The organism is Shewanella sp. M16 (assembly GCF_018224605.1).
In the GTDB taxonomy this organism is placed as follows: Bacteria; Pseudomonadota; Gammaproteobacteria; order Enterobacterales; family Shewanellaceae; genus Shewanella; species Shewanella oncorhynchi.
Genome location: NZ_JAGTUL010000112.1, coordinates 1 through 673, shown reverse-complemented (window position 1 = coordinate 673; position 673 = coordinate 1). Strand labels below are relative to the sequence as shown.

Here is a 673-nt window from a genome sequence, read left to right as displayed (position 1 = left end):
AGCGGATGATACAGGTGCAACAAAAAGGCGGTCGCAAAGCCAGAGTTGCGCACTGTGATATCCGCTTTACGCCCATTACCGTGAAGGTTCCGGCGAATAAAACGGGCCAGTCTGTGCCGCTGTTTTATGTGGGTTGTCAGGAGAAAGACAGCGTAGATGGCCTCTGTTGGCACCTGCTGACGACTGAGGTAGTCACAACAGCAGAGCAGGCGCAACAAATTCTTGATTACTACGAGCGCCGCTGGCTGATTGAAGACTTCCATAAATCCTGGAAAACGGGCGGTACGCAGGTGGAAGACTTACGGATGCAAAGCAAAGACAACCTGGAGCGGATGATTGTGATTCTGGCATTTATTGCCACGCGCATCCAGCAACTGCGTTGTTACGCAGGCCAAGCTGAACAAGCGAAAAAACGGTCTTGCGATAGCCTGTTAAGCCCATTGGCCTGGAAGTTGTTATGGCTAAAGACGGAAAAAAGACAACTGCCCGAGCAAGTCCCCAGTGTGCATTGGGCTTACTTAAGGTTAGGAAAACTCGCGGGCTGGAATGACAGCAAACGAAGCGGAATTGTGGGCTGGGAAAGGTTATGGCAAGGATGGTTTAAACTGCAAACCATCCTTGAAGGTTACCAGCTAGCCTTGTCTCTTGAGCAAAAGATGTGATCAAGAGACAG

General features: G+C 50.4%; 1 protein-coding gene. It reads left to right on the top strand.

Annotated elements, in window-relative coordinates; all coding sequences use genetic code 11:
* A partial coding sequence (locus KFE26_RS23635) for an IS4 family transposase (protein ID WP_212601920.1) occupies nt 1-662 on the top strand: 662 nt, incomplete at its 5' end.
* Nucleotides 663-673: the final 11 nt, after the last annotated feature.